19 protein-coding genes are annotated in these 24,169 nt (G+C 72.3%); 8 read left to right on the top strand and 11 right to left on the bottom strand.

From position 1 onward, the window contains the following. Positions 1-30: 30 nt before the first annotated feature. Complete coding sequence (dsdA, locus tag MW290_RS01030) at positions 31-1,389, top strand: D-serine ammonia-lyase (RefSeq protein ID WP_250195505.1); 1,359 nt, start codon at positions 31-33, stop codon at positions 1,387-1,389. Here dsdA and MW290_RS01025 read toward each other — a convergent pair. Then, a complete protein-coding gene (locus MW290_RS01025; RefSeq protein ID WP_250195504.1) occupies positions 1,386-2,294 on the bottom strand; it encodes a LysR family transcriptional regulator in 909 nt (302 codons plus the stop codon). The genes dsdA and MW290_RS01025 overlap by 4 nt on opposite strands. A 114-nt stretch (positions 2,295-2,408) precedes the next feature. On the opposite strand from MW290_RS01025, the gene MW290_RS01020 reads away from it, so the two are divergent. Both MW290_RS01020 and MW290_RS01015 read left to right on the top strand, forming a co-directional pair. After that, positions 2,409-2,969 (top strand): flavodoxin family protein, encoded by a 561-nt coding sequence (locus MW290_RS01020; protein ID WP_250195503.1) that lies wholly within the window; start codon positions 2,409-2,411, stop codon positions 2,967-2,969. Between the two features lie 19 nt (positions 2,970-2,988). After that, positions 2,989-3,282 (top strand): YciI family protein, encoded by a 294-nt coding sequence (locus tag MW290_RS01015; protein ID WP_250195502.1) that lies wholly within the window; start codon positions 2,989-2,991, stop codon positions 3,280-3,282. Between the two features lie 44 nt (positions 3,283-3,326). Here MW290_RS01015 and MW290_RS01010 read toward each other — a convergent pair whose 3' ends face one another. Next, the gene (locus MW290_RS01010; RefSeq protein WP_250195501.1) at positions 3,327-6,008 is read right to left on the bottom strand and encodes a hybrid sensor histidine kinase/response regulator; all 2,682 of its coding nucleotides are present in this window, start codon (positions 6,006-6,008) and stop codon (positions 3,327-3,329) included. Between the two features lie 121 nt (positions 6,009-6,129). On the opposite strand from MW290_RS01010, the gene MW290_RS01005 reads away from it, so the two are divergent. Together MW290_RS01005 and MW290_RS01000 are read left to right on the top strand one after the other, a co-directional pair. Further along, positions 6,130-8,463 (top strand): YadA-like family protein, encoded by a 2,334-nt coding sequence (locus MW290_RS01005; protein WP_250195500.1) that lies wholly within the window; start codon positions 6,130-6,132, stop codon positions 8,461-8,463. 117 nt (positions 8,464-8,580) lie between these two features. After that, complete coding sequence (locus MW290_RS01000; protein WP_250195499.1) at positions 8,581-9,063, top strand: cyclophilin-like fold protein; 483 nt, start codon at positions 8,581-8,583, stop codon at positions 9,061-9,063. Between the two features lie 35 nt (positions 9,064-9,098). Here the strand turns inward: MW290_RS01000 and MW290_RS00995 are convergent, their stop codons facing one another. The 5 genes from MW290_RS00995 to MW290_RS33065 form a co-directional block, all read right to left on the bottom strand. Continuing rightward, a complete protein-coding gene (locus MW290_RS00995; RefSeq protein WP_250195498.1) occupies positions 9,099-9,548 on the bottom strand; it encodes a response regulator in 450 nt (149 codons plus the stop codon). A gap of 15 nt (positions 9,549-9,563) precedes the next feature. Further along, positions 9,564-10,958: an RAD55 family ATPase gene (locus MW290_RS00990; RefSeq protein ID WP_250195497.1), complete on the bottom strand. Its 1,395-nt coding sequence runs from the start codon at positions 10,956-10,958 to the stop codon at positions 9,564-9,566. Then, positions 10,955-13,549, bottom strand: coding sequence for a PAS domain-containing protein (locus tag MW290_RS00985; protein WP_250195496.1), 2,595 nt, complete (start codon positions 13,547-13,549; stop codon positions 10,955-10,957). Before MW290_RS00985 ends, MW290_RS00990 begins: the two co-directional genes overlap by 4 nt. Positions 13,550-13,626: 77 nt before the next feature. Next, positions 13,627-13,998, bottom strand: a complete 372-nt coding sequence (locus MW290_RS00980) for a hypothetical protein (RefSeq protein WP_250195495.1) — start codon at positions 13,996-13,998, stop codon at positions 13,627-13,629. Between the two features lie 49 nt (positions 13,999-14,047). After that, complete coding sequence (locus MW290_RS33065) at positions 14,048-17,026, bottom strand: LysM peptidoglycan-binding domain-containing protein (protein WP_310740083.1); 2,979 nt, start codon at positions 17,024-17,026, stop codon at positions 14,048-14,050. Positions 17,027-17,159: 133 nt separating this feature from the next. Here MW290_RS33065 and MW290_RS00970 point away from each other — a divergent pair, with 133 nt between their 5' ends. After that, positions 17,160-17,828 (top strand): GNAT family N-acetyltransferase, encoded by a 669-nt coding sequence (locus MW290_RS00970; protein ID WP_250195494.1) that lies wholly within the window; start codon positions 17,160-17,162, stop codon positions 17,826-17,828. A 5-nt stretch (positions 17,829-17,833) separates the two neighbouring features. Here the strand turns inward: MW290_RS00970 and MW290_RS00965 are convergent, their stop codons facing one another. From MW290_RS00965 to MW290_RS00950, 4 genes are all read right to left on the bottom strand, one after another. After that, entirely contained in the window at positions 17,834-18,232 is a 399-nt protein-coding gene (locus MW290_RS00965; RefSeq protein ID WP_250195493.1) for a hypothetical protein, read from the bottom strand. A 36-nt stretch (positions 18,233-18,268) separates the two neighbouring features. Continuing rightward, positions 18,269-19,336: a DNA/RNA non-specific endonuclease gene (locus tag MW290_RS00960; protein WP_250195492.1), complete on the bottom strand. Its 1,068-nt coding sequence runs from the start codon at positions 19,334-19,336 to the stop codon at positions 18,269-18,271. 95 nt (positions 19,337-19,431) lie between these two features. After that, the gene (locus MW290_RS00955) at positions 19,432-20,850 is read right to left on the bottom strand and encodes a CapA family protein (RefSeq protein ID WP_250195491.1); all 1,419 of its coding nucleotides are present in this window, start codon (positions 20,848-20,850) and stop codon (positions 19,432-19,434) included. Positions 20,851-20,916: 66 nt separating this feature from the next. After that, complete coding sequence (locus MW290_RS00950) at positions 20,917-22,269, bottom strand: 2-hydroxycarboxylate transporter family protein (RefSeq protein WP_250195490.1); 1,353 nt, start codon at positions 22,267-22,269, stop codon at positions 20,917-20,919. 189 nt (positions 22,270-22,458) lie between these two features. On the opposite strand from MW290_RS00950, the gene MW290_RS00945 reads away from it, so the two are divergent. Both MW290_RS00945 and MW290_RS00940 read left to right on the top strand, forming a co-directional pair. After that, the gene (locus MW290_RS00945) at positions 22,459-23,472 is read left to right on the top strand and encodes an ABC transporter substrate-binding protein (protein WP_250195489.1); all 1,014 of its coding nucleotides are present in this window, start codon (positions 22,459-22,461) and stop codon (positions 23,470-23,472) included. Positions 23,473-23,487: 15 nt separating this feature from the next. After that, positions 23,488-24,162 (top strand): response regulator, encoded by a 675-nt coding sequence (locus MW290_RS00940; RefSeq protein ID WP_250195488.1) that lies wholly within the window; start codon positions 23,488-23,490, stop codon positions 24,160-24,162. Positions 24,163-24,169 lie beyond the last annotated feature (7 nt).

Here is a 24,169-nt window from a genome sequence, read left to right as displayed (position 1 = left end):
CTTCCACCCCTTTGCCGCTCCTGCATCCGCATGCCTGCCATCACTGCCGCCCCGACCGACCCCACCGCCGCCGACGCCGCGCACGAGGCCTTGATGGACGCGCTGGAGCGCCAGCAACCGGTGCTGCTGACGCAGGACCACCGGGCCGCCGACGGCCGGCCGGGCCGCTTCTGGGGCACGCGGCCGATCGGCATGGCCGAGATGCAGGCGGCGGCCGACCGCTTCACCCGCTTCCGCCCGGTGCTGCAGCGCCTGTTCCCGGAACTGCAGGCCAGCGGCGGCGTCATCGAATCGCCGCTGCAGCCGGTGCCGGCGCTGCAGCGCCAGCTGGGGCTGGACGCCGCGCATGGCGCGCTGTTCGTCAAGGCCGACCACGGACTGCCGGTGGCCGGCTCCATCAAGGCCCGCGGCGGCCTGCACGAGGTGCTGGAGTTCGCCGAACGGCTGGCCCGCCAGCTGGGCCTGGTGTCGGGCAGCGACCTGTCGCCGCTGGCCGGCGCGGCGGCGCACCGGGCCTTTGCCGATTACCAGGTGGCCGTGGGATCCACCGGCAACCTGGGGCTGAGCATCGGCGTCATCGCCTCGGCGCTGGGCTTTCGCGCGGTGGTGCACATGTCGGCCGATGCCAAGGAATGGAAGAAGCAGCGCCTGCGGCGGCGCGGCGTGACGGTGGTGGAGCATGCCGGCGACTATGCCGCAGCCGTGGCCGCCGGTCGCCGCGAGGCTGAAGCCAACCCACGGGCCCACTTTGTGGACGATGAGGATTCGCTGTCGCTGTTCCTCGGCTACAGCGCCGCCGCCCTGCACCTGCGCGAGCAACTGGCCGCGGCCGGCCGGCCGGTGGATGCGGCGCATCCGCTCTTCGTCTACATCCCCTGCGGCGTGGGCGGCGCGCCGGGGGGTATCGCCTTCGGGCTGGCGTTGCTGTTCGGGCCGCATGTGCATTGCTTCTTTGCCGAGCCCACGGCGTCGCCCTGCTTCCTGCTGGCGCTGCAGCGCGACGATGGCCACGTGCCCAGCGTGTACGAGCTGGGCCTGGACAACCGCACCGAGGCCGATGGCCTGGCCGTGCCCCGCGCTTCGGAGCGGGCGGTGCAGGTGGTGCGCCCCTCGCTGGGCGGCGTGTTCACCGTGGCCGATGACACGCTGTTCCGGCATCTGGCGCGCGCCCGGCAGGCCGAGGGCCTGCGCATCGAGCCCTCGGCCGCGGCGGGCTTCGATGGGCCCGGCCGGCTGCTGCACACCGCCGAAGGCCAGCGCTACCTGCAGCGCCATCGGCTGACGGCACAGATGCCGCAGGCCACGCACGTGGTGTGGACCACGGGCGGCCTGTTCGTGCCGGACGAGGAGTACGAGCGCTTCCTGGCGCGCGGGCTGCGCCTGGGCTAAGGGGCCGGCACCCGGCCGGGCAGCGCCTCCACGAGTTCGTCCACCGCCTGCCGCAGGCGCAGCGGCATCGGGGCGTGGGCCGCCCACACGGCGTGCATTTCCATCGGCGTGGACAGGTGCTGCGTGAGCAAGGGCACCAACTGCCCGGCGGCGAGTTCCTGATGCACCAGCCAGGTCGGCACCCATGCCAGGCCCAGGCCGGCCACCGCCGCATCGACGATGGCCGACAGGTCGTCCAGCCGGATGCGGCCGCGCGGCACCAGCTCCACCAGGCCCTGCGCCGTCTCGAACTGCAGCGGCTGCACATACTCGCCGCGCCGGTACACCAGGTGTTCATGCGCATGCAGTTCGTCGATCTGCTGCGGCGTGCCGCGGCGCTGCAGGTAGGCCGGCGCGGCGCACAGCAGCTTGCGCATGCCCACGAGGCGGCGTGCGCGCAGCGCACCGTCGGGCTTGAGCGGGCCCATGCGCACCGCCAGGTCGAAGCCGTCGGCGAACAGGTCCATCGACCGGTCGCTGAAGCTCAGCTCCAGCTCCAGCGCCGGGTGCCGCGCGGCCCAGGCCAGCAGCACCGGCGCCACGCAGCGGCGGCCGAACAGCACCGGCGCCGTCACCCGCAGGCGGCCGGTCACGTCCTTGCGGCCCGACTCCAGCAGCGATTCGGCGGCGCCCAGCAGGTCCAGCGCGCGCTGGCAGCTCTCGTGGTACAGGCGGCCGTCCTCCGTCAGGCTGAGCGAGCGGGTGGAGCGGTGGAACAGCCGCACCTGCAGCCGCTCTTCCAGCCGCGCGATCGTCTTGCCGACGGCCGAGCGGGTGACGGACAGGTGCTCCGCCGCGCGGGCGAAGCTGCCGGCGCGTACGGTTTCGACGAAGACGGCGACGCCGTCCAGGGGGTCTGCCAGCATCGGTGATTGGATACGATCAGGAACCAGTTGGTGGAGTGAATCTATACATTGTAGATTCAGAGTCAACCATAACATCTCTTCAACGCGGCGAGTGGCCGCTTTGATAGAGATGACATGCTGATTTCCATCGTTTTCGACAGTGGCTACGGCCACACCGCCAAACAGGCCGAGGCCGTGGCCGCCGGCGCCCGTCGCGTGGCCGGCACCGAGGTCACGCTGATCCCCGTGGCCGACGGCGAGCTGCCCTGGGACACCCTGGCCGCCAGCGACGCCATCGTGTTCGGTTCGCCCACCTACAACGGCACCATCAGCGCGCGGCTGAAGAAGTTCATGGAGGACTCCACCCGCCCGGCGTGGGTGCCGCAGGCCTGGCGCAACAAAGTGGCCGCCGGCTTCACCAATTCGGGCGCGATGCATGGCGACAAGCTGAACAGCCTGATCACGATGGCGCTGTTCGCGGCCCAGCAGGGCATGGTGTGGGTGGGCCTGGACCTGTTCCCCGGCAAGACGCCCGAGGACAAGAACCGCGTGGGCGGCTGGCTGGGCGCGATGGCCCAGTCCGACGATGCCTCGCCCGAAGTGACCCCGCCCGCCAGCGACCTGGACACCGCCGCCCACTTGGGCCAGCGCGTGGCCGAGATCGCCCGCCAGCTGCGTGCCGGCCAGGCCGCCTGAACCCCGCACGGAGACCCGCATGAAACTGCTGTGCCTCGACGTTCCCCAGCCCGGCGCCACCCCGGAGCAATACGCCCCCCACATGGAAGCGGAAGTGCGCTTCGCCTGGGACCTCTACAAGCAGGGGCTGATCCGCGACATCTACTTCCGCCAGGACCGCCCGGGCGTCGCCATCCTCGCCGAAGCCGACTCGGTGGAAGCCGCGCGCGCCCGGCTGATGGAAATCCCGCTGGCCATGGCCGGGCTGATCGGCTGGGACGTGATCCCGCTGGGCCCGATGACCAACTGGGAAATGCTGTTCGCCAAGGCATGAACACGCTGCCGGCCACCACCTGACGGCACAGAACCTGAAGCCGCTCAGGCCGCGCCCGGCGGCATGAGCGGTGCGGCGTCCGGCTCGCTGCCGGCGGCCTGCGGCCCCAGGTACTGCCCGAGTTCGGCCGTCACGCGCTGCGCTTCCGCGGCGAAGGCATCGGCCAGCGGCTGCCAGGCGGTGCCTTCGCCCTGCTGCAGCGCCACCGCCTGCAGCTGGCGCGCCAGCTCGCTGAGCTGCCGCGCGCCCACCGAGCCGGCCGATGAGATGGTGGTGTGGGCCAGCTTGGCCACCGTGGCCCAGTCGGCTTCGCGCAGCGCCTGCTGCAGCCGGGTGATGTCGCGCGCACCCAGGTCCAGCACCTTGCGCACCAGGCGGCGGTACAGCTCGTCACGCCCGCCGCAGCGGCGCAGGCCGTCGGCCACGTCCACGGCGGCCGCGCTTGGCGGCGCTGCGGTGGTCGCTGCGCCGACCTCGGGTGCGGGGCTGGCCAGGCCCGTTGCGGCCCAGCGCTGCAGCACCGCGAACAGCTCGGCCGGCTCCACCGGCTTGGTGATCACGTCGTTCATGCCGGCCTGCAGGCAGCGCTGGCGGTCGCGTGCCATGGCATAGGCCGTCATCGCCACGATGGGCAGCCCCGCATGGCGCGGCTGCTGCCGGATGCGCCGGGTCACCTCATAGCCGTCCATGCCGGGCATCTGCACATCCATCAGCACCAGGTCGAAGCGGTCGGCCGCCAGCAGGGCCAGCGCCTGCTCGCCATCACCCGCGATGCTGACCTGCATGCCGGCCACACCGCGCAGCAACTCACCGGCCACGATCTGGTTGAACTCGGTGTCCTCCACCAGCAGCGCCCGCAGGCCGCGCAGCGCGGCGGGCGCCACCGCCGGTGCCTGGCGTGCCGCCCAGGGCGTCGGCTCGGCCACCTGTGCCACGGTGGCGGTGCTGCAGGCCACCAGCGCGATGGTGAAGAAGAACTCGCTGCCCTGGCCGGGCTGGCTGCGCACGTCGATCTGACCGCCCATCAGCTGCACCAGCTGCTGGCAGATGGCCAGGCCCAGGCCGGTGCCGCCGTGGCGGCGGGTGGTGGAGGCGTCCAACTGGTTGAAGGGCTTGAACAGCTGCGCGATCTGGGCCGGCGAGAGGCCGGGGCCCTGGTCGCGCACCGCCAGGCGCAGGTGGCCGGGCCCCTCCCGCTGCACGGACAGCACCACCGCCTGGCCGGGCCCGGTGAACTTGACCGCGTTGCTGCACAGGTTCACCAGCACCTGCTCCAGCCGCAGCGGATCGCCCACCAGGCAGGCCGGCACATCGGGCGCCACGCTGAACAGCAGCGCCTGCTCCTTGCGGCGGGCCTGCAGCCCGACCACGGCGGCCACCCGGTCCAGCACCACCTGCAGCGTGAAGTCCACCTGCTCGATGTCCAGCTTGCCGGCCTCGATCTTCGAGAAGTCGAGGATGTCGTTGAGGATGCCCAGCAGCCCGCGCGCCGCCTGCTGCACCTTCAGCAGGTGCTCGCGCGCGCGCACCGGCAGCGGCTCGCGCAGCGCTAGGTCGGTCATGCCCAGCACCGCGTTCATCGGCGTGCGGATCTCATGGCTCATGTTGGCCAGGAAGTCGCTCTTGGCCTGCGTCGCGGCTTCGGCCGCGGCCAGTGCGCGGGTGGCCTCGTCGGTGACGCGTGCGGCCGCCATGGCCTTGTTGAACTCCCGCGCCAGCATGCCGAATTCGCCGGGCAGGCGCTCGTCGGCGGTGGCGTCCAGCTGGCCCTGGCCGAACTGGCGCGCGGTTTCGGTCAGCGACAGCGCGGGGCGGATCAGGCGCCTGGCACCGAACCAGGCGATGGCCAGCGCGGCGAGCGTGATCAGCCCGACGATGGCTGCGCTGTCGCGGGTGCGGCGCTCGCTGGGGGCCAGCACGGCATCGCGCGGGGCGCTGATGCTGGCCCGCAGGCGAAAGCTGCGCAGCGGCGTGGTGGCCAGCACGCGCATCGGGCCGTCCAGGCCCTGTGCTTCCATCGGCGCGTTGCTGGCCGCGACCACGCGCTGGAAGAGGGCGTCCGGCAGCGGCCGGCCGATGGAGGCCTGCCGCGGGCCGGTGATGGCCAGCACCACCGCATCGTCCATCAGGAACGCGAAGTCGGTGCCGTCATGCAGGCCGTCCAGGCGCAGCAGCCGGGTGCCCACGATCTCCAGGTCGAGAAAGGCGACGAGCAAGCCGTGGCGCCGGCCCGCCGGATCGGCCAGCGGCCGGCTGATCGCGGACCACCAGCGGCCGCTGCGCGGATCACGCTGGGGCCGGCCGATCGTGGGGCCGGCCGCCGCCAGCGCGGGCTGCATCCAGGCATCCGACGGCGCGGGCTGCACCGGGCTGTGCACCAGCACTTCGCACACCGGCTGCCCCTGGCTGTCGATCACCAGCACCGCACTGAGCATGCCGTTGAAGGCCGGCACGCCACGGCCGATACGGTCGCAGGCGCCGGGCTGCGGCTGCCGCAGCTCGGGCTGGTCGGCCAGCAGATCCAGCACCTGCTGGATGCGGGTGATCAGCACGTCGGCCTGCTGCGCCGCCATGTCGGCGCGTGTCTGCAGCAGCGATTTGGCGGTGGCGATGTCGTCGTCGTGCTGGGCCGCCAGGTTGTGCGCCAGCAGGCCCACCAGCGGCGTGGCCACGGCCGCGACGATCAGCAGCAACCCGCGGAAGAAGTACGTCTGGCGGTGGTTCACGGTGGCGGCACCTTGGTGCGGAGCGGGTGGCTCCGTCTCGCCCTCCATATTTGTACTTTTGACCGTCAATTGGCAATCGGTTTTGCCGTTACGCATCACATTGCACAACAAGGGGTCTGCCATGACTGCCCACAGCCCTGACCGCCGCTTCGCCCGAGCGCCCCTGCCAGGCCCGGCCGTTCGCCTGCGCCTGCTGCTGGTGGCCGTGGCGGCATGTTGGCCCTTGGGCAGCCGGGCCCAGCTGTTCGTCAACGACGGGCAGGACGGCCAGTGCTACGTCATCACCGACGGCTCGGTGCTGTTTGCCACACCGAGCGTGGCCAGCAGCCAGTGCTCGGCCCAGTTGCAGAGCCAGACCAGCCGCGCGGTGTTCTACGGGTCGCCGGGCGCCTCCGGCCTGCTGGGCAACGGCAACCAGAGCCGCAACCTCAGCCTGGGCGGTGAGCTTCACGTCAACAGCGGGCAGATCGGCCTGGGCGCCACGCCGACGCTGCGCATGGGCAATGCCGCGACGCTGGCCGCGATGGTGGGCGACAGCGGCATCGCCATCGGCACCGCCAAGGCCGGCGGCGCCACGCTGGCCTCCGGCACGGCGGCGCTGGCCATCGGGGCCGAAGCCTGGGCCACGCAGGAGTCCACCGTGGCGCTGGGCAGCGCAGCCCGTGCCGGTGGCGTGCAGGCGGTGGCGCTGGGCCCTTCGGCTTCGGCCACCGCCACCGGGGCGCTGGCCCTGGGCAGCCATGCCGTGGCCACCCGCGCGGGCGACGTGGCGCTGGGTGCCAATGCCACCACCGATGCCGCGGTCGGCACGCCGGGCATCACGCTGGGCGGGGCGGCCTACAGCTTTGCCGGCGCGGCGCCCGTCAACGTGGTGAGCATCGGCACGGCCGGTGCCGAGCGGCAGCTGACCCACCTGGCGGCCGGCCGCCTGTCAGCCACGTCCACCGATGCGGTCAACGGCTCGCAGCTGCATGCCACCCATCAGGCCTTGAGCGCGCTCGGCAGCACGGTCGCCGGGGCCAGCGGTCGCGTCGATGAGCTGGGCCGCAGTACGGCGCTGGTGCTGGGCGGCAGCGCGGCCTATGACGGCACCACCGGCACGCTGAGCATGGGCAACGTGGGCGGCACCGGCAAGGCCACGGTGCACGAAGCCATCGACGCGGTGCGGGCCACGGCCAGCCTGGGTTGGCAGTTGCAGACCAACAGTGACGCGCCGATGCCGGTGGCGCCGGGTGCTGCGCTGCAGCTCAAAGACGGCCAGAACATCCGCCTCAGCAGCAGCGGCACGGCCATCACCATCGCCACCGCCGATGCGTTGACCGCCACCAGCCTGACCACGGGCGCAGCGCGCCTGGGCACCGATGGCCTGGCGCTCATCGGCGGGCCCAGCGTGCTGGCCACGGGCATCCATGCCGGCGACCGCAAGCTCACCGGCGTGGCCGCCGGCACCGTGGCTGCGGGTTCGACCGATGCGGTCAATGGCGCGCAGCTGTATGCCGTCACCCAGGCCCTGGCGCAGGCCGGCACCACCACCTCGACCGGCGCGCCGCGGTACACCGTCAGCGGCACGGCGTACCAGGATGTGGGCAGTGCCCTCGGCGCGCTGGACACCGGCCTGCAAGCACTGCACACCGAGGTGGGCAGCCTCAAGCGAACGCTGGCAGCCCCTGCGGCCGCCCCCGCCGCTGCACCTGCGGCCGCCCCCGCCGCTGTACCTGCCGCTGCACCTGCCGCTGCACCGACCTCAGCTCCCGCAGCGACCCCCGTTGCCGCCGCTGTGGCCGCTCCCGCAGCCACCCCGGCCGCCACCCCGGTCGTACCGGCGGCCGCACCGCCGGAGCGCAGCGACGTCTCGCGGCTGGAATCGCAGGTGGCGGGCCTGGCGGCGGCCAGCCAGCACAGCGTGCGCTACGACACCGATGCCGACGGCCGCCGCCGCAATGCCGTGGTGCTGGAAGGCGTGGATGCCCAGGCGCCGGTGATGCTGTCCAACGTGGCCGCCGGCGTGCAGGACCACGATGCCGCCAACACCGGGCAGCTCAAGGCCACGGCGGCCACCACGCTGGCGCAGGCCGAGGTGTATGCGGATGCCAGCGCCTCCCGCGCGCTGGACGCCGCCCAGGCCTACACCGACAGCCGCACCACCCAGGCCGTGGCCGCGGCCCAGGCCTACACCGACCTGCGCTTCGGCCAGTTGAGCGCCCGCATCGATGCGGTGCAGGTCGAGGCCCGCCGGGCCGCCGCCGTCGGCCTGGCGGTGTCGTCACTGCGCTTCGACATGCGGCCGGGCCGCGGCTCCTTCGCGCTGGGCACCGGCGTGTGGCGCGGCCAGCGCGCCGTGGCCTTCGGCGTGGGCTACACCCGCGAAGACGAGCGCCTGCGCCTGAACCTGTCGGGCACGGTGGTGCAGGGCGACCGCGGCCTGGGCGCCGGCCTGTCCTTCACCTTCCACTGACAGCCCGTCGCCGGCCTCGATTCATCAACCAGGCTGATAAGCCCATGCGGCTGCGACGGCTGGTGCGAGGCGGGGGCGCCGTCTAGAGTGCCCAGGTCTGCCACCGTCCACCGATCGATGAACACGACCCGCCACCGTCCGTTTCGCCACGACCGCCGCCAGGCGCTGCAGCAGGCCTGTGCCACCACCTGCATGGTGCTGGGGGGCGGCCTGGCCGGGGGCGGCTGGGCGCAGGCCGCCGGGCCCTCGACGCTGCTGCTGAAGCTGGGCGATGACAGCTTGACGGTGCTGCTGGACGACCATGCCACTGCACGCGACTTCGCTTCGCTGCTGCCGCTGCGGCTGACGCTGGAGGACTACGCCGCCACCGAGAAGATCGCCTCGCTGCCGCGCGCCCTCAGCCTGGAGGGCGCGCCTGCGGGCTACACGCCGGTGGCGGGCGATGTCGCCTACTACGCGCCCTGGGGCAACCTGGCGCTGTTCCACAAGGGCTTTCGCCATTCGGCGGGGCTGGTGCGGCTGGGGCGCATCAGCCAGGGCGTGCAGCGGCTGGCCGTGCCTGGCCGGGTGGCGGCCGAACTGGTGCTGGCCGGCCGCTGAAGCGGGTTGCCCCGGCGCCGCGGGCGCAGACCTTCTCAGCGCTCGGGTCCGGGGGGCAGCTCGATGCCCTTGAGCAGCTGGCGCATCGAGTCGCCCACCTCCTGGCTGGTGGGCTGGTGGGGCCGACCCTGGGTGCACAGGCGCTTGACCAGGGCCAGCATGGTGTCGATGTCGAACGGCTTGACGAGGAAGGCGTCGTAGTCGCGGAAGGACTGCCGCACCACCTGCTCGCTGGTGGCGCTCATGAACACGAAGGGCACCAGCCCCAGGGCCGGGTCAGCCCGCACCGCCTGGCCCAGCTCGGCACCGTTCATGGTCGGCATCATGAAGTCGGACAGGATCAGCGCCGGCACCTCGGCTGCCAGCAGCGCCAGCGCCGCTTTGCCGTTGGAGGCGGCCTGCACGCGGTAGCCCTCGGCCTCCAGCAGCAGCTGCAGCACTTCGCGATTGCCGAACTCGTCCTCGACGACCAACACGAGTTTCATCGTCAGGACCCGGCTTCAGTGACTGGGCGGCCGTTCGGCCCCCAGCAGGCTCAGTTGCATGTCGGCCGCGCCGCGGGCCGGCTGGGTGCCACGCACCTTGGCCACCACCAGCGTGCGGGCCTCGCCTTCGCCGGGCTCGCCGAAACCGGTCTTGAAGACGAAGGCGTTGTCGAACCAGCCCACCACGCCCTCGGCCAGCCCGGTGCCCGCGGCCACCGCCAGCGCGGCCGGGTCGACGGTGAACAGCGAAGTGACGCCACGCACCTTCAGCTCGGTGAGCAGGCGGCCCAGGAAGCGGTAGCCCCGCTCGGAGAAGGCCAGGGTGTCGGCCAAGCCTTCCAGCCCGTCCACCACCACGCGCCGTATCCGCCGCTCATCCACCAGCCGCAGCAGCTTGTGGCCCATCTCGTCCATGGATTCGTCCTCGTGCCCCAGGTGTTCAATGGTCAGTGAGCCCGCGTCCATGGCGGCAGCCACGTCCAGGCCCAGGCTGGTGCTCAGGCGGCGCAGGTCGGCGGCAAACTCCGTGCAGGCCATCATCAGGCCCGGTGTGCCGGGTGAGGCGGCTGCCGCGAAGGCCAGCGCCAGCGTGGTCTTGCCCGCTCCACTATGGCCGATCACCACCGAAGAGCTGCCGGCCAGCACCCCGCCGCTGCGTAGGAGGCCATCCCATGCCGGCAGGCCGGTGGACACCACCGCATCGCCCAGGCTGCCGCCCTGATGGCGCAGCGGCAGGCTTTCCAGCCGCGGGAAAAACTGCAGCCCGCGCTGCGAGATGCAGAAGGTGTGGCTGCCGCGGATGACCTGGCTGCCGCGGAACTTGCGCACCTGCATGCGACGCTCGGCCCGCCAGTGGAAGCCGTGGTCCTCGAAGGTGAAGATGCCGTCCACCATGGTCTGCTCGGCGCTCAGCGCGTTGCCGTTGCCGCTGGTCAACACCAGGCAGGTGCAGGACATGGCGCTGACCAGGCTCTGCAGCTCATGCACGAACTGGCGCACCGCATCGCTGCTCAAGCCGCGGTGCTCCACCACCAGCCCGTCGATCACCAGCAGCGAGGCCCGGCTGCGCAGCAGTTCGCCGCGCAGCAGCCCCACCACGGCCTTCAAGCCGCCGTCCTCCAGCTCGCGGTAGGCGCTGACGTAGAAGATGCCGGCGCTGACCTGCTGGCGGTCGAAGAAGACCTGCTGCTCCATGTGCTGCAGCATGCGCGCATGCGACTCGGCCAACAGCGTGACATACAGCGTGCGCTGCTGGCGCTGGCTGGCCAGCTGGTAGGCCATCTGGTTGGCCAGGGTGGTCTTGCCGACGCCAGGCGGGCCTTCGAAGATGTAGACGCCGCCTTCGAACAATCCACCCTGCAGGATGTCGTCCAGGCCTTCGATGGCGGTGGGCAGTCTTTTCAGGTTCATGATGCGGTATCCAACACCTCGCGCACACGCGCGGCCAGCTCTTCGACGGTGAATGGCTTGCCCAGCAGGTGCACGCCGGGGTCGAGCACGCCGTTGTGCACCACGGCGTTGCGGGTGTAGCCGGTGGTGAACAGCACCTTCAGCCCGGGCCGGCGGCGCAGCGCCTCGTCGGCCAGCTTGCGGCCGTTGACCTCGGGCATCACCACGTCGGTGAACAGCAGTGCCACCTCGGGGTGGGCATCGAGCAGCTGCAGCGCGGCGGCGGCGCTGTCGGCCTCCAGCACCGCATAGCCCAGCTCGGTCAGCGCCTCCACCGAAAACGCGCGCACCGCCGGTTCGTCCTCCACCACCAGCACCAGTTCGCGGCCGTCGCCGCGCGGCAGGCGTTGCGGGCTTTGCTCGGCCTGCAGCGGCTCGGCCCCGCCCACCAGCCGCGGCAGGTAGATCTTGGCGGCGGTGCCCTGGCCGGGCTCGGAATAGATCTTCACGTGGCCGCCCGACTGCCGCACGAAGCCGTACACCTGGCTCAGGCCCAGGCCGGTGCCGCGGCCCACTTCCTTGGTGGTGAAGAAGGGGTCGAAGGCCTTGGCCATCACCTCGGGCGTCATGCCCACGCCGGTGTCGCTCACCGCCACCATCACGTACTGGCCGGCGGCCACGCCGGGCTTGCCGGCCACGTAGCGTTCGTCCAGGAAGGCATTGGCCGTCTCGATGGTCAGGCGCCCGCCCTCGGGCATGGCATCACGGCCGTTGACGGCCAGGTTGAGGATGGCGCTTTCCAGCTGGTTGGGGTCGACGTGGGCGCGCCACAGGCCGCCGGCCAGCACCGTCTCCAGCATCACCGCGCCGCCCAGCGAATGGCGCAGCAGGTCGGACATGCCGGCCACCAGCTTGTTCACGTCCACCGGCTCGGGCTGCAGCGGCTGCTGGCGCGAAAAGGCCAGCAGCCGCTGCGTGAGCTGGGCCGCGCGGCGGGCGCTGTCGCGGGCCGCGTCCACGTAGCGGGCGGCACGGTCGTTCTCGCCGACGAAGCGGCGCGCCAGCAGGTCGAGCGAGCCGATCACCACCGCCAGCATGTTGTTGAAGTCGTGCGCGATGCCGCCGGTGAGCTGGCCCACCGCCTCCATCTTCTGCGACTGGCGCAGTGCGTCCTCGGTGCGCAGCCGGTCGGCCACTTCCTGGGCCACGCGGCGCTCCAGCGTGTCGTTCAGTTCGCGCAGCGCCAGCTCGGCGCGGTGGCGCTGGGTCACGTCCTGGAACAGCACCGCCACCTGCCGGCGTTCCGCCGGTTCCAGCCGGAAGGCGGCCAGCTCCAGGTAACGGCCGGTGGCCACCAGTTCACGCTCGAAGCGCACCGGCTCGCCCGTCACCAGCACGCGGCGGTAGATCTGCACCCAGCCTTCGGCCTCGTCGGGCACCATGTCGCGCACCCGCTGGCCGACGACGTCGGGGATGCCGGCATTGGCGGTGTAGGCCGGGTTGGCCACCACGTGCACGTAGTCGCTCATGGGGCCATGCGGGCCGTCGAGGAACTCGATGATGCAAAAGCCCTCGTCCATCGAAGTGAACAGGGTGCGGAACTGTCGCTCGCTCTCGCGCAGCGCGGCCTCCGACGCCTTGCGCTCGCTCAGGTCCAGCATCGCGCCGATCATGCGCAATGCCCGGCCCTGCGCATCGCGCAGCACGGTGCCGCGGTCCAGCACGTCGGCATGGCTGCCGTCGGCCCGGCGAAAGCGATACTCCTGCGTCCAGCTGGTGCCGCCGCCTTCGATCACCGCATGGATGTCGTCGTCGATGCGCTGGCGGTCACCGGGGTGGATGTGCTGCAGCCACCAGTCGGCGCTGGTGTGGGTGTGCGCATGGCCGAACAGCGTGGACAGCGCCTGGTTCCAGATCACGTGGCCATCAGCCAGCCGCCAGTCCCAGATGGCGTCGTTGGTGGCCAGCACGGCCAGGCGGTAGCGCTCCTCGGTCTCGTCCTTCTGGGCCTGGCGCAGCAGCGTTTCGGCCTGCTGTTGCTCATGCGCCGCGGCCAGCGCCTGCAGCCGCACCTCGTCCTGCGCATGCCGCTCGCGGGCCTGCATCAGCGCGGTGGTTTCCTGCACGTTGCAGATCAGGCCGTATACGGCGCCATCGTCGCCCCGCAGCGGCGTGTACGAGAAGGAGAACCAGGCCGGTTCGGTGCGACCGTTGCGGAGCACCTGCAGCGGCATGTGCTCACGGTGGATGGCCTGGCCGGCCATGGCGGTGGCCAGCAGCGGCGACACGTCGTGCCAGACCTCGGCCCACACCTGCTGCAAGGGCGCCCCCAGCGCGGCGGGATGCTTGTCCTGCAACAGGGGCACGTAGGGCGGGTTGTAGATCAGGGTCAGGGCCTCGCCCCAGGCCAGCCAGGTGGGTGCCGGCGTCTCCAGCACCTGGTTGACCGCCGCGCGCAGGGCGGCCGGCCAGCCGGCGGGCGGGCCCAGCGCGGTGGCGGCCCAGTGGCATTGGGTGAGCAGTGGGTGATGGAGCTGGCCCTGCGGTCCCAGCGGCGGTGGTACCGGTGCAAGGCCAGGGTGCGGTGCGAGCGGAAACCGGTCTTGCGTCATGCCGAAACTGCCTGGCCATTGCCATCGGGGGATCGCGCATTCTGTAACGGATCGGCGCGCCCCCGTGCGCGCTGCGGTTACAGGCCTGTGCCCGTGGTGGAGCGGGCACGCCGCACCGCGGCTGCATCGGTGAGCTGGCGCGGCACCAGCGGCACGCTGATGAGGTGCAGCACGGTGGTGGTCAGCACCGCCAGCAGGGCCGCCGCCACCAGCAGCCAGGGGCGCCGGCCCGCGCCCGTCAACGCCATGGCCACCACCGCCAGGCTGGGCAGCATGGCCAGCACGGCGGGCACCGCAGCCACGCCCACCGCCAGGCCGCAGCGGCGGCAGGGCGTGCGGCCGGCCGGGCCCAGCAGCAGCTTGCGCCAGGTCGGCAGGGCGGGCAGGCCGCAGTGCGGGCAGCGCAGGTGCCAGGGCGGCTGCGCCTGCGCCGCGGCGTCGCGCCCCATGGGGCCCTTCATCGGGCGCCGGCGTCCGTCAACCGGCCGGTGGCATCCATCAACCAGCCGGTGGCTGGGGCAGCTCCAGCACCTCCAGCACCGCATCCACCTGCGCGGCCGATTCGGGGCGCGCCGCACCGGAGACGGCGAACCAGGGGCGCTGGCGGGTGTCCTCGACGATCCATGCATCCTCCGACGTGGTGGCGGGCAGCCGGCTGGCATCGCCCTCCAGGTGGTCGATCGTACGGTGCAGGTTGTCACGCAGCGCCGCCAGCCGTTCCGGCGGCATCTGGTTGATCCAGTCAACGAAATGGCGCTGCTGCGCGGGGTCTGCCAGGTCCAGGCCGTGCAGGCTGGCATGACGCGCCAGCAAGGGCACCACGCTGTGGCCGTCGCCGCTCTGGTCCACCAGTGCGCGGGCGGCCTCTTCGCCCAGGCCGGCATGCTGCAAAAAGCGCAGCGAGACGCCGCCGTCATGGTCGGGCTCGTGCTGGTTGGCCTGCTTGCGGTCGTTCCAGATCGCCAGGCCCACCACCGACACCACCACCAGGCCGATGCCGATGGGCCCGGCCACGCTGCCGGCCCCGAAGGCCGCCATCAGCCCGCCGCCGGCGCCCACGCCGTACAGCACGCCGGCCGGGATGTCGCCCTGGCCGAAGGCGTCTGCCGCGCTCCACACGTCCACCGCGGCAGTGAGCACGCTGAGGAAGCGGCTGGCCGCGGTGCTGCCCAGCCGGCCCACCCAGGAATCGGCGTCGGCCTTGCCCAGGCCGACCAGCAGCTCGGCACCCTTCTGGCCCAGGCCGGCCGCATCCACCAACACCTTGGTCTGGTTGCGCAGCGAGGGGTCCAGGCCCGCCCGCTCCAATGAGGCCAGCAGGCCCACGCCGGCCAGGCCCAGGCCGGCGCCGCGCAGCAGCTGGCCGGCCAGGCTGCTCTTGTCGAAGCCGCCGATCTTGCCCAGCGTCTGGTCCAGCGTCTTGAGCCGCGCGGCGCTCTGCTCGGCCGTTTCGCCGGCCAGCGGCACCGCGTCGTCCAGTGCCTTCAAGGCCTTGTCCAGTGCCGCCTCCGACACGCCCCAGGCGCGCGACAGGCCGGGGCTGCGCAGGCTGTCGATGGCGGCGCGGGCCCGGGCCACGCTGGCCGGGTCGGCCGCGTCGAAGCTGCCGATGCGGGCCAGCAGCGTGGACTGCACATGGGCGGTGGCCACCTCGCTGGCCAGCTTGCGGGCCTGGTCGGTGAGCTTGGCGTTGGAAGCGAACTGCGAACTGGTGAACCAGCCCAGCAGCTGCTGGCCGGCCGCGCCGGTGCTCAGCTCGGGGTGCGCGCCCAGCGCGGTGCGCACCGCCAGCTGGGCCTTGGGGTCGTTCAGCACCTCGGCCGTCAATGCATCCAGTCGCGGCTGCGTGGTGGCACTGCCCAGGCCCTGCGCGGCCTGCAGCGCCTGCAGCTGCGCCAGCAGGTCGCGGCCGTTGTCGGCCAGCTGCTGCTTCATGGCCGCGTTCTGCTGCTGCCATGGCGGACCACGCTCCTGCGTGTAGTCGGCAATCGCCTGTTCCAGCTGTTGCGGCGTCATCGCGTCGCCGTGGCTTTGCACCAGCCAGGCCAGCTCGCTCATCTGCTTGGCATAGGCGTCGGTGTCGTCGGCCACCTGCTGGTGGAACACCGAGACGCCCGCGGCCACGCCTTCCAGCACGCGGTCGGCATCCACCCCGGGTTGCCGCGCCAGCGCCACGGCATAGGCCGGGTGGGCCCCCTGGGCCACGGCCTGCATCACGCCGCTGTCGTTCCAGATCTGCGCCGCGGCCAGGCGGTTGATGGCGGCATCGCCGGCCGGCGTGTCGGCCACCCGGCCGGTGAGCCGAACCAGGTGTTCCACGCCGCCGGGGCCGAAGGGGGTGCCGGCGTCCTGCCAGCCCTGTTCTTCGGCCTGCACGATGCCTGGGGTGGCAGCGGCCACCACCTGGGCCGCCACGGTGGGCGACAGCGGCTCGGTGATGGCGTCCAGCCGTTCCATGGCGAGCATGCCGCCCACCTGCGGGCCGATGGCATCGGCCGGCGGCTCGCGCAGCGGCTGTAGCGCCTCGCTGGCCGCAGCATCGATCAGCCGGCGGGCGGCGGTATCGGCCAGCAGCGCCTGCTGCAGCTCGGGCGGGGCGGCGCGCCAGGCGGCGTCCAGCGACTGCAGCTGCTCGGCCGAGGTGTCGCGGGCCTGGGCGATGGCCAGCACCTCGTCCACCCGCTGCTGCGTCTGCACCCGGGTGACCGAGGCCTGCAGCACCGCCTGCGTGCCGTCGGCGGCCTGGCCGCGGGCCAGGATGGCCTGGGCGGCGTCAGCCCTTGGAGCGCCTGATGGCGGCAGCATCGGCGGCAGTGCCGGGGGTGCGGTGGCGGTGCGCAGCGCCAGCTCCGCCTTCACCGCCGCATCCAGCTGCTGGCGGGCGCCGGCCAGGTTCTCGGCCAGCCAGGGCAGGGCGGCGCCACGGCCGTAGGTGGTGGCGGCCATGTCGTCGTAGGCGCGCTGGGCCTCGGCCTGGCGGCGGGCGGCGGCATCGGTGCGCGTGGCCTGCTGTTGCAGCGGGTCGGGTGGCGTGGCGGTGGCGGGTGCTGCCACCGGCGCGGGCGCCGCATGGCCGCCGGGAATCCAGATCTGCTGGCCGACGAGGATGCGGTCGGGGTCGGGCAACTGGTGGCGGTTGGCATCGGCCAGCCGTTGCGCGGGTTGCCGGTACTGCGCCGCCAGCTCGCTCAGCGTCTGCCCCGGCGCCACCGCCACGGCGATGGGCTCGGTGCCATGGCCTTCGCCGATGGGCACCTGCAGCCGCTGGCCCACCTGCAGCCTGTCGGCATCGGGCAGCTCGGGGTTGGCGCGGTGCAGCGCCTCGGGCTCCATCTGGTAGCGGGTGGCGATCTCGCCCAGCGTCTCGCCCCGCGCCACGGTGTGCTGCACATGGCGCACCGGCGGTGGTGGCGGGGGCGGCGGAGGCGGGGGCGGCGGTGGTGCGGCGGCGCGGCGCACCCCATCGTGGAGCAGCATGGCGGTGTCCAGTGGAAGCAGGGTCGGCGGTCACCTTAGGGGGCGCTGCCCCGGCGCGTGAAGCCTGGGGTGCGCCCTAGCTGGGGCCGCACCCAACTGGGGTGGCCGGGCCTTGGGCCGCTAGCCTGCGGCCATGCCTGCCGAAGCCCGCCTGCGCCTGCGTGAATTCCAGCCGACCGACCGGGCCGCGCTCGTGGCCATGCACCGCGAGCCGCGCGTGCGTGCGCTGCTGGTGGACGACATGCCGCTGGACGATCCGCGGGTGGCGGGCCTGTTCATCGAGCGCATGCAGGCCTACTACCGCCGGCACGAAGGCCTGGGCATCTGGTGCGCCGAAGTCTGGCGGCCCGCGCTGTCGGCGGCCGAGCTGGCCGACCCCGAGGTGCACGCCAGCCTCAGCGACCCGGCCCTGCAGGCCCTGGCGCAGCCGCGGCCGCACTTTGCCGGCTGGTTCAACCTGATGCGCATGGCGGACGATCCGTCGCGCATCGAGATCGGCTGCCGGCTGCTGCCCGCCTACTGGGGCAGCGGCCTGGTGCACGAAGGCGGCGAACAGCTGCTGGCCCGTGCCTTCGAGCAGCTGGGCCTGCCCGAACTGTGGGCCGCCTGCCATCCGCAGCACCGCGCGGTGCAGCATGTGCTGCGCACGCTGGGCTTTGCCGACGACGGCGAGCGGCCGTGCGACGGCACGCCGGCGCGCTGGTTCGTGATGCCGGCCGCGGCCTGGCCGGCGGTGAAGGCGACGCCGCGGCGCACGCGGCTGCGGCAGGCGCTGCTGAAGGCCGCCGACGCGGCGGCCTGAGCGCTTCAGGCGCTCAAGGTCTCGATCGCGCGGCCGCCGAACACGGATTGCTCCCACGCGCTGCGACGGGCCAGCGTCTGGCCGGCATCGCTGACGTCGCCGTGGTTCACGTCGAGGTGGAAGCGGCCGTCGCCGTTCAGCTCGAACACCACGGTGGAAAAGGCCTGCTGGCCGCTGGCGGCCCAGGCCTGGCGCAGGCCGGCCAGGGCGTCGGCCAGGTCGGCGTCCAGCATCATGTCGTCCAGCCGCGCGGCATGGCCCGGCCCGCTGCTCACGTAGGCGGTGGCGGTGGCGGTGTCGTCCATCAGCTCGGCATAGACCCAGGCGCGGTCGAAGGACTCGGGCAGCGCGGGCACCAGCACGTCGGCGATGCGCTGGTAGGCGGATTCGATCTGGGGTGTCATCGGTGGCACTTTGCGGTGGTCGGCCGGCGCGTGGGCTCAACGCCCGCCCGGCACGTTGTTGAAGACCCGCGTGACCGGGTTGCCGTCCACAGCGTAGCGCACAACCAGGCTGTCCGGCCGCAGCGAGTCGCCGGCGTAGCGCGGCACGATGGTCACATGCACTTGCTGGCCCGCCTGCAGCGCCCGGTCCCACTCCTTCTCCAGGCTGCGGTAGGCGCCCATGTTGAAGTTGCCGTTCTGGGCGAAGTGGTTGATGGCCTCGCGCGGGCCGTCGAACTGCCGCGCGATGAAGTGGCCGCCCTGGTCGGTGGGCAGGCGGTCGGCGCCGCCGGCTTCCAGCTGGGCGCGCTGGTTGCGCGTCTGCCCCTTGTTCAACGTGAGCTGACCGCTGACGTGGTTGACGCGGCCTTGCGCATCGGTCTTGTAGGTGTAGCCGTTGTGACTGATGTTCAGGTGGGGCGTGTTGGCGCCCGCCACCGGCGGGCTGTCCGCGGCGCGGCGGGCAGCCGCCGCCGCTTCGGCCGCTTCGTCGGCCTGCCGGGCCAGGGCCGCGGCTTCGTCGCCATGCCGGGCCACCTGCTCGGCGGCGGCACGGCCGCCGCGCACCGCCAGGCTGGCGCCCTTGGCGGCATCGCCGAAGGCGGGCACCGCGGCCACGGCCGACATCGCGGCATTGCCCATGTCGCCTTCGGCGGCGTAGATGCCGGCGTTCAGCAGGTCGGGGATGGCGCCCAGCCCGGGCACGAAGCCGGCCACGTCCAGCGCGCCGTGCACCCAGCCCGAGGCCGCCGACCACCAGCCACCACCGGCCTGCGGATCGGGCGCCTTCAGGCGCTCCACCAGCCCGGGCCGGTCGTCGGCCTTGACCGCGGCCACCGCATCGCGCACCAGTTGCGCGGCTTCGGTCGGCCGGGCCTGCGCCTGGGCTTTGAGGTCGCGGGCCACCGCGTCCAGGTCGGTGGTCAGGCCGCGGGTGTGCGACTCGACGATCTCCCGGCCGGTGGGGGCATCGGCGCTGGCCGCGCGCGCAGCGGCCTGGCTGGCTTGACTCGCCTGACTGGCATTGGCGCCCGAGGCGCCCTGGGTGGCTGACGAGGCTTGCATGGTGCGGCTTCACAGGGTCTGCGATGTCGGCCACTGTGCCGACGCAGCCCCGGCGCCGCGAGTTGGTGGGGGCCCGAGCTGGGGTGGGCCCTAGCTCAGCGCCCTTGCGCCAGGCGCGGTCGCCCGTCGCGGTCGATGAACACCGGCTGCAGCTGCCAGTCGATCACGCCGCGGGCGCCCACCGTCATCCACAGCAGGCTGCCGGTGTTGTTGTCGGCATCGCTGAAGCCGTCGAACACGAAGTTGCCCAGGCTGTAGATCACCGGTTTGCCGTTGATCAGCTCGGTGTCCTGCCGCACGTGCGGGTGGGTGCCCACCACCGCGTCGGCACCGGCCTCGATCAGCAGCCGCGCCAGCGCCCGCTGGCGGGCATGGGCGCTGGCGCTGTCTTCCTGCCCCCAGTGCAGGTAGGGGATGACCACGTCGGCCATCTGCCGCGCGGCGCGCACGCCGGCCACCATGCGCTCTTCTTCGGCCCAGGCCACGCCGGGGCGCTGCTCGCCGGCCTCGAACTGGCGCGGGAACATCTCGTCGTAGCCCAGCAGCGCGATGCGCAGGCCGTTGCGCTGCAGGATCAGCGGCCGGTGCGCCTGCCGCAGGTTCTCGCCGCCGCCGAAGTAGGGCAGCCCGGCCTGCTGCAACCGCGCCAGCATCTGCGCAAAGGCCTGCGGGCCGAAGTCGCCCGAATGGTTGTTGGCCAGCGAGACCGCATCCACATGGCGCTGCAGCACCGGCAGCGTGCGCGGGTGGGCGCGGAAGGTCCAGGGCTTGCGCAGCGCACGGCCGTTGTCGGCCACCACGCATTCCAGGTTGGCGATGCGCAGGTCGGCCTGCTTCAGCGCCGCGGACACCTGGCCGAAGGGGTCGATGCCGCGGGCGATGAGCCGGCCCGGCCCATCGGCCAGCATCACGTCGCCCATCCAGGCCAGGCGCACGGTGCGCGTCTCCGGGGACGTGGGGGCCGCCGTGGGTGTGGCGGTCGGGCCGGGCGGCGCGGCCGGCAGGTCGGGTGCCAGCGTCGCGTCCACCTGCTCCCAGCCGGCGGGCCGGGCGCCGGCCTGCGCCAGCGCGCAGCCCCAGGCCAGTTCGCGGCCCAGCGCGGGTGAATAGCTGCGTTGCCAGCCCGAGAGGCTGGGCGACCAGGCCGATGAGCCGTCCAGCACCGCCTGGCCGCTGGCCGACCAGCGGGACTGCGCCAGCACGAAGGGCTGGGCGGGTTCGTCGGTGTCCACCACCGTCACCACCACGCGGGCGATGCGGCCGGGCTGGGCGGCGTCGGCCAGCGCCAGTGCGCGCAGCTCGAAGCGCTCGCCCACCGCCACCGCGGTTGCGGCCAGGGCATCGGTGGTGGCGGCCACCCGCAGCGTGGCGGTGATGTCGCCGGTGCGGGCACCGCACAGCAGCTCGGTGGGCGCGGCCTCGGCCGTCTGCGCTCGCAGGGGGCCGGCGGTGGCCGCGCACACAAGAGCGGCCAGGGGGGCGGCCAGCAGGGCGTTGGTGTGGCGCAAGCGCATCGTGTCGACCTCCTCCACGTCCTTGAGCGGACAAGGAGGGTAACGGCAAGCGCGCCGCGGCGGCTGTCAGCCCAGGTGGGCCAGCACGATCAGCACCGTGGTCACGGTGATGGCGCCGCCGATGCGCGTGGCCAGTTGCGCGAAGGGCATCAGCGCCATGCGGTTGGCGGCGGTGAGGATGGCCACGTCGCCGGTGCCGCCCTGGCCGCTGTGGCAGGCGTTCACGATGGCGGCTTCGATCGGGTACATCTTCAGCCAGCGGCCCACCAGCGCGCCGGTGGCCATCAAGGTGGAGACGGTGGCCACGATGGTCAGCAGCGTAGGCAGGTTGAAGGAGGCCACCAGCTTGTCCCAGGGCGTGAGCGAGACGCCGATGGCGAACAGCAGCGGGTAGGTGACGGCGGTGGAGAAGAACTTGTAGACCACGAAGGCGCCTTCCTGCAGCTGGGGCGAGACCGCCTGTGTCAGCTTGACCAGCACCGCCAGGAACAGCATGGCCACCGGCGCCGGCAGGCCGAACAGGCGGTGGCACAGGATGCCCAGCAGGTACAGCGTGAGCGCGGTCACGCCGGCCGCGGCGATCTGGTTCACGTCGACGCTGCTGCCCACGGCCTCACGCGCGGCGGGCATCTCGCCATGCTCGCCCGGCTGCAGCCGGCCTTCACCGGTGAGGTGGGGGTAGCGCTTGCCCACGAAGTTGAGCGTGCCGGCCAGGATGATGGCCGTCAGGCTGCCCAGCATCACCGGCGGCAGCACGGTGGCAAACAGCTGGCCCTGGTCCTGGTGGAGGATCTCGGCATAGCCGATGGACAGCGGAATGGCGCCTTCGCCCACGCCACCGGCCATGATGGGCACCACGATGAAGAAGAAGCTGTGGTACGCACCCAGGCCCAGCAGCGTGCCTACCGCGGTGCCCACCGCGCCGGCCGCCACCGTGCCTGCGGCCAGCGGCACGAAGATCTTCAGAAAGCCCTTGACCAGCACCGTGCGGTCCATGCTCAGGATGCTGCCCACGATGATGGAAGCGATGAACAGGTACAGGAAGTTGGACGCCTTGGTGAAGTCGGTCGTCATCTTCACGATGGGCTCGGGCAGCACCTTGTAGTACACCAGGGCCGAGGGCACGAAGGTGGCGAAGATGGCCGCCGCGCCGATGTGGCGCACCAGCGGCAGCCGCTTGCCGATCTCGGCCAGCGTGAAGCCGAAGAAGGCGAACACCACGATGGCCACCGAGATCTCGTTGGGCAGCTTGCCGGTGGCCAGCAGGCCAGCGATCAGCGCGCCGGCCACCACGTAGATGGGCAGCGGGATGATGCCGATGCGGATGTCCATCAACCGCCACCAGCCCTCGGGCCAGAAGCGGCGGCGGGCCGTTGCGGGCCGCTCGGTGGGCGCGGCCAGGGTGGCGGTGGTCTTCATGGGTCTCCTTGTCGGTCTTCGGGCAATGGCTGGCCGCATGTTCCCTACAGCCGGCTTTCGGTCTGCTTTCGGTGGCCCTCGGGGAAAACCCTCGACCGCCGGGCGCCGATGGCCGCCCCGTAACATCGGCGCCCACCCCTGCAGCAGGCCCCGCCGCCGCCGCGGGCCCCGTTTTCAGAAGGACAAGCGATGAACTGGCCGACCCTGCTATGCCGCCTGGCCCTGGGCCTGGCGCTGCTGGCCGGCCTGGCCACGGTCAGCAAGGCCAGCATGGCCGCCCCTTTGCGGCTGATGGTGGCAGGCATCGACAAGCAGATCTACCTGCCCGCGGTGCTGGCCGAGCGCCTGGGCTACTTTGCCGCCCAGGGCCTGCAGGTGGAGCTGCTGAGTGAAAGCTCCGGCGTGCATGCGGAAGACCAGCTGCTGACCGGCGCGGTGCAGGGCGTGGTGGGCTTCTACGACCACACCATCGCGCTGCAGGCCAAGGGCAAGTTCGTGCAGGCGGTGGTGCAGCTGGGCCAGGCGCCCGGCGAGGCGCTGCTGGTGGCCGCGGCCCGTGCCGAGGGCCTGCGCAGCCTGTCCGCGCTGGAAGGCCGCACCTTGGGCGTCACCGGCCTGGGCGCTTCCACCCAGGGGCTGACGCAGTACCTGGCTGCGCAGCAGGGCCTCAAGCCGGCCGCGCTGCACTTCGTGGCCGTGGGCTCGGGCGACAGCTTTGCCACCGCGCTGCAGCAGGGCCGCATCGACGCCGGCACCACCAGTGAGCCGACCGTCACCCGCCTGTTGCGCAGCGGCCAGGCGCAGCTGCTGGCCGACCTGCGCACGCCGGCCGCCACCCGGCAACTGCTGGGCGGGCCCTACCCGGGCGCCAGCCTGTACGTGTCCACCCGCTGGGCCGCCGGTCATGCCGACGAGCTGCAGCGCGTGGTCAATGCCCTGGTGCAGGCGCTGCGCTACATCGCCGGCCACAGCGCCGGGCAGATCGCCGACCAGCTGCCGCCGGAGTACCTTCAGGGCGACCGCGCCGCCTACGTGGCCGCGCTGCAGGCCAGCCTGCCGATGTTCACGCCCGATGGCGTGATGCCGGCCGGTGGCCCCGAGACCGTGCTGCGCGTGATGCAGGCCACCCAGCGCGGCCTGCAGGGCCGGGTGATCGACCTGGAACGCACCTACACCGACGCCTTTGCGCGGGCGGCGCGCTGAGGCAGGGCGGGCCGCATGCGCATCCTGCTCGTGGAGGACAACCAGGAACTGGCCGACTGGCTGGGCCGCACGCTGCGCCGCCAGAACTACACCGTGGACTGGGTGGGCAACGGCGCCGATGCCGACTTCCTGCTGCACTCGGAGCGCTTCGACCTGGTGATCCTGGACCTGACGCTGCCCAAGATGGACGGCCAGGAGGTGCTGCGCCGCCTGCGGGCGCGCCACAACAGCACGCCGGTGCTGGTGCTCACCGCCAACAACACCACGCAAAGCCGCGTCAGCGAGCTGGACCACGGCGCCGACGACTACGTGGCCAAGCCCTTCGAGGTGGAGGAGCTGGAGGCCCGCATCCGCGTGCTGCTGCGCCGCTCGTCGCAGCTGGCGCAGCCGTTGGTGGAGTGCGGCGACCTGGTGTACGACAGCAACAGCCACGAGTTCACGCTGCGCGGCCAGCCGCTGCCGCTGACCCCGCGTGAGCGCGCGGTGCTGGAGCTGCTGGCGCTGAAGCTGGGCACCACCGTCTCGAAGAGCGCACTCGCGCAAAGCCTGTATTCACTGGACGAGACCTTGTCGGTCGATGCCATCGAGATCTACGTGCACCGGCTGCGCAAGAAGCTCGAAGGCAGCGATGCGGCCATCGTCACGCTGCGTGGGCTGGGCTACGTGCTGCGGCGCGTGCACCGTGGTTAGGAGCCTG

It is taken from the genome of Aquincola tertiaricarbonis, assembly GCF_023573145.1.
Lineage (GTDB): Bacteria > Pseudomonadota > Gammaproteobacteria > Burkholderiales > Burkholderiaceae_C > Aquincola > Aquincola tertiaricarbonis_B.
The sequence above is the reverse complement of the archived record's forward strand: the minus strand, read 5'-3'. Positions and strand labels throughout refer to the sequence as shown.